At 57.2% G+C, this 4686-nt stretch carries 2 protein-coding genes; both read right to left on the minus strand.

Annotated elements, in window-relative coordinates; translation table 11 throughout:
- Window positions 1-77: 77 nt before the first annotated feature.
- Entirely contained in the window at window positions 78-1709 is a 1632-nt protein-coding gene (locus FDW94_RS18225; protein ID WP_128612477.1) for a Na/Pi cotransporter family protein, read from the minus strand.
- A gap of 220 nt (window positions 1710-1929) precedes the next feature.
- Window positions 1930-4686: methionine synthase (gene metH / locus FDW94_RS18230; protein WP_249358627.1), on the minus strand; the 2757-nt coding region annotated here is incomplete at its 5' end.

A 4686-nucleotide genomic window follows, 5' to 3' on the forward strand; every position in this document is an offset into this window, starting at 1 on the left:
GCGCACATTGCCGGATGCGGCTTCGCCTTATCCGGCCTACCGGACTGCGCCATCGGGCAATATTTCACCTGTCCTCATTAGTAATCATCCCGCCCATCGTCTTCATCCGGCTGTTCCAGCACGCTGTAAGCCACGGAGCAAAACAGCGAGTTCAGACGCTGCATATCGCCCAACAGCGCCAGGTGCAAGGAGCTGGTTTCGATGCTCTGCACGTTCTGCTGATGCAGACGGTCAACGTGCGCATGCGAATAACGACGATTGAGAATACGGAAGCGGTGCTTGCTGCGGCGCAGACGACGGGCACTGGTCACATCTCCTGAGAAGAACACCGACATCGCCAGTTGCAGATTGCTGAGCAACTGATCGTAGAGCGCATCCAGTTCTTTCAGCCCTTCGACAGAGAATGCCCGGCGAGCGGCCAGCGACTTATCGGCTATCTCGCTGCCCATACGTTCGACAATATCGGAAGCCTGTTCAAGGTTGAGCGACATTTCGATAATCTCCGCCCAACGGCGCGATTCCTCTTCCGCCAGCTCATCCTTTGGCATCCGCGCCAGATAGAGCTTAATTGCCGTGTACAGCACGTTAATATCATCCGCCATCCTGCGCAGCTCTTTCTCTTCACGCGGTTCGCCGTGCATTACTTTCTTCAGCCCGTCCATCATCTGCTCCATCGCGTCACCGATACGCAGGGCTTCACGGGCGGCATTGGCCAGAGCGAGCGTCGGCGTATCCAGCGCGCTGACGTCCAGATGCTTGGGTTTCAGATGTGCATCCAGCTCCGGCTCATCGCGGATGATGCGCTTACAAAAACGCGCCATCGGTTCGGCGAACGGCACCATCGCCACGCAGCGCACTAGGTTGTAGAAGACGTGGAAGTAGATAACCAGTTCAGATTTCGGCAGCGGCAGTTCATCCATCAGATTGGCCAGCGGATGAACAAACGGCAGGATAATCAGGCTGCCCACCAGCTTAAACAGCAGGCTACCGAGCGCCACACGGCGTGCTGCGGCGTTAGCGGCGCTGTTATTCAACATCGCCAGCAGGCCGGACCCGAGGTTGGCACCAATCACCAGACACAACGCCACCGGGAACGAGATAATACCTGCCGCGGTCAACGTGGCCGTCAGCAGCACCGCCGCCAGGCTGGAGTAACTGATAATCGCAAACATGGCGCCAATCAGCGCATCGAGCATAATATCGCCGGTGAGCGAGGCAAAAATAACCTGTACACCATTAGCCTGGGTGATCGGCGTGACCGCCTGCACAATCAGCTCCAGCGCAAGTAAAATCAACCCCAGCCCGATGCCAACCCGCCCCAGTTGCCCCACGCGGGACTGCTTACGGCCGAGAAAGAAGATCACGCCGATAAAAATCAGCAGTGGTGACAGCCAGGAGAGATCGAAGGTCAGGATACGCGCCATCAGCGCGGTCCCCACGTCGGCACCCAGCACTATGACCAGCGCAGGGGTAAGCGCCACGAGATCTTGTGCAACAAACGAGGTCACCAGCATGGTGGTGGCGTTGCTGCTTTGCACCAGCGCCGTTACGCCGATACCCGCACAAAAGGCGAGCGGCTTCTTTTCAACACTACGGCTGAGCACGGTACGCAAACGGGCGCCGAAGACGCGCATCACGCCGGTACGCACAATATGCGTACCCCAAACCAGCATAGATACAGCAGAAAGCAGGTGTAACAGAGTTAACACGGAATCAGGTTCTCCTTATTTTTATGGTTTTTTGAGGCTCATTTGCCTGATGGCGCTGCGCTTATCAGGCCTACAAATCATCCCTATGTAGGCCGGATAAGGCGTTTACGCCGCCATCCGGCAACGGCCCCCTTTCAGTATAAGGGTTTAAACGTAATAAAGAGACAGGGCACTCATTGAGCGCCCTGTTTGTTGTAAAGAAAGATGACAGTTTTGTGAATCAGTCGGCGTCATAGCCGAGGTTCGGCGCTAACCAGCGCTCCACTTCCGCCACGCTCATCCCTTTACGGAAGGCATAATCTTCAACCTGATCGCGCTGGATTTGCGCCACGGCGTAGTACTTGCTGTCCGGATGACTGAAATACCAGCCGGAAACCGACGCGCCTGGCCACATGGCGAAGGATTCGGTGAGCTTCATCCCGGTGTGCGCTTCCACATCCAGCAGTTCCCAGATGGTGGCTTTTTCGGTGTGTTCCGGGCACGCCGGATAGCCTGGTGCCGGGCGAATCCCCTGGTAGTTTTCGCGGATCAGCTCCTCGTTACTGAGGTTCTCATTCGCCGCATAGCCCCAGTAGACTTTACGCACGCGCTCATGCAGATATTCTGCGAACGCTTCCGCCAGACGGTCAGCGATCGCTTTCACCATGATCTTGTTGTAGTCGTCGTGCTGGGCTTCGAAGGCGTCCGCCAGCGCATCTTCCTCAAGACCGCCGGTCACCGCGAAAGCACCGATATAATCCGCTTTGCCACTCAGTTTCGGCGCAACAAAGTCAGACAGGCAGTAGTTGGCGAAACCGACTTTTTCCGTCTGCTGGCGCAGATGATGACTCACGTTGATGACGTGCGTACGCGTCTCGTCACGGTAAATCTCGATGTCGTCACCCACGCGGTTGGCCGGGAATAACCCCACCACGCCACGCGGATTCAGGGTCTTCTCGGTGCTGAGTTTATCCAGCATGTCGTTAGCGTCTTTGAACAGGCGCTTCGCCTCTTCTCCTACTACCTCATCTTCGAGAATGCGCGGGTACTTCCCGGCCAGCGACCAGGTCATAAAGAACGGCGTCCAGTCGATGTAATTGCGCAGAGTTTCGATGCTGGCTTCCACTTCCTGCACGCCCAGACGGTGCGCCACCGGCGGGGTGTAGTTTTCCCAGTCGAAGGCCAGATCGTTGTCGCGGGCAGCCTGTAACGTTACTGGCGGGGTACGCGGTTTCTTACGCGCATGCTGGATACGCACGGTTTCGTACTCTTTACGCGTACGGGCGACAAAGTCATCACGCTGGGTGTCAGAGAGCAGCGCAGCCACCACGCCAACGGTACGCGAGGCGTTCTGCACGTACACCGTCGGGCCGCTGTAGTTCTGCTCAATTTTCACCGCCGTGTGCGCTTTTGAGGTGGTCGCGCCGCCAATCAGCAGCGGAATAGTGAATCCCTGACGCTCCATCTCTTTCGCCACGTTGACCATTTCGTCCAGCGATGGGGTAATCAGCCCGGAAAGGCCAATCAGATCGGCATTCACTTCACGCGCCGTTCTGAGGATTTTCTCCGCGGGCACCATCACGCCAAGATCGACGATTTCGTAGTTGTTACATTGCAGCACCACGCCGACAATGTTTTTGCCGATATCGTGCACATCGCCCTTCACGGTCGCGATGACCATTTTGCCGTTGCTGGAGCCTTTCTCTTTGCTGGCCTCAATGTACGGTTCGAGGTACGCCACCGCCTGCTTCATCACGCGGGCGGATTTCACCACCTGCGGCAGGAACATTTTGCCCTCGCCGAACAGATCGCCAACGACGTTCATGCCGTCCATCAGCGGTCCTTCAATAACTTCGATCGGACGCGCTGCCTGCTGGCGCGCTTCCTCGGTATCCAGCTCAATAAACTCGGTAATGCCTTTCACCAGCGAGTATTCGAGGCGCTTTTTCACGTCCCAGGTGCGCCACTCCGCCATCTGGGCATTCGCCGTGTCGTCGGTTTTACTGCCGCGATATTTCTCTGCCAGCTCCAGCAGTCGTTCGGTGCCATCGTCACGACGGTTGAGGATCACATCTTCAACAGCATCGCGCAGCTCGGCGGGCAAGTCGTCGTAAATAGCCAGCTGTCCGGCGTTGACGATCCCCATGTCCATGCCGTTGCGAATGGCGTAGTAGAGGAATACCGCGTGAATGGCTTCACGTACCGGGTCGTTGCCACGGAACGAGAATGAAACGTTAGAAACGCCGCCGGAGATCAGCGCGTGCGGCAGTTCGCGTTTGATGTCTTCACACGCGCCGATAAAGTCCTGCGCGTAGTTGTTGTGCTCATCAATACCGGTCGCGACAGCAAAGATGTTCGGGTCGAAGATGATATCTTCCGGCGGGAAGCCCACCTCTTCGGTAAGAATTTTGTACGCCCGACGGCAGATTTCGATTTTACGTGCGCGGGTGTCGGCCTGCCCTTGCTCGTCAAAGGCCATCACCACCACCGCGGCACCGTAGCGACGCAGCAGCTTCGCGTGATGGATAAAGGTCTCAACCCCCTCTTTCATCGAGATGGAGTTAACGATGCCTTTACCCTGAATGCACTTCAGCCCTTTCTCGATAACGTCCCATTTCGAGGAGTCGATCATAATCGGCACGCGGGCGATATCCGGCTCACCGGCGATCAGGTTGAGAAAACGCACCATTGCCGCTTCGGCGTCGAGCATCCCCTCATCCATGTTGATATCGATGATCTGCGCGCCGCTTTCCACCTGCTGACGGGCGACGTCCAGCGCTTCGCTGTATTTCTCTTCTTTGATCAGGCGTTTAAACTTCGCCGAACCGGTGACGTTGGTACGCTCGCCAACGTTCACAAACAGGCTGTCGTCGCCGATGTTCAGCGGCTCAAGGCCGGAAAGGCGGCAGGCAACCGGGATTTCCGGCAAGCGGCGCGGCGGTAAGCCATCCACTGCGCGGCTCATGGCGGCGATATGTTCCGGCGTGGTGCCGCAGCA

The sequence above is a fragment of the Citrobacter sp. wls757 genome (genome assembly GCF_005280935.1).
Classification (GTDB): domain Bacteria; phylum Pseudomonadota; class Gammaproteobacteria; order Enterobacterales; family Enterobacteriaceae; genus Citrobacter; species Citrobacter portucalensis.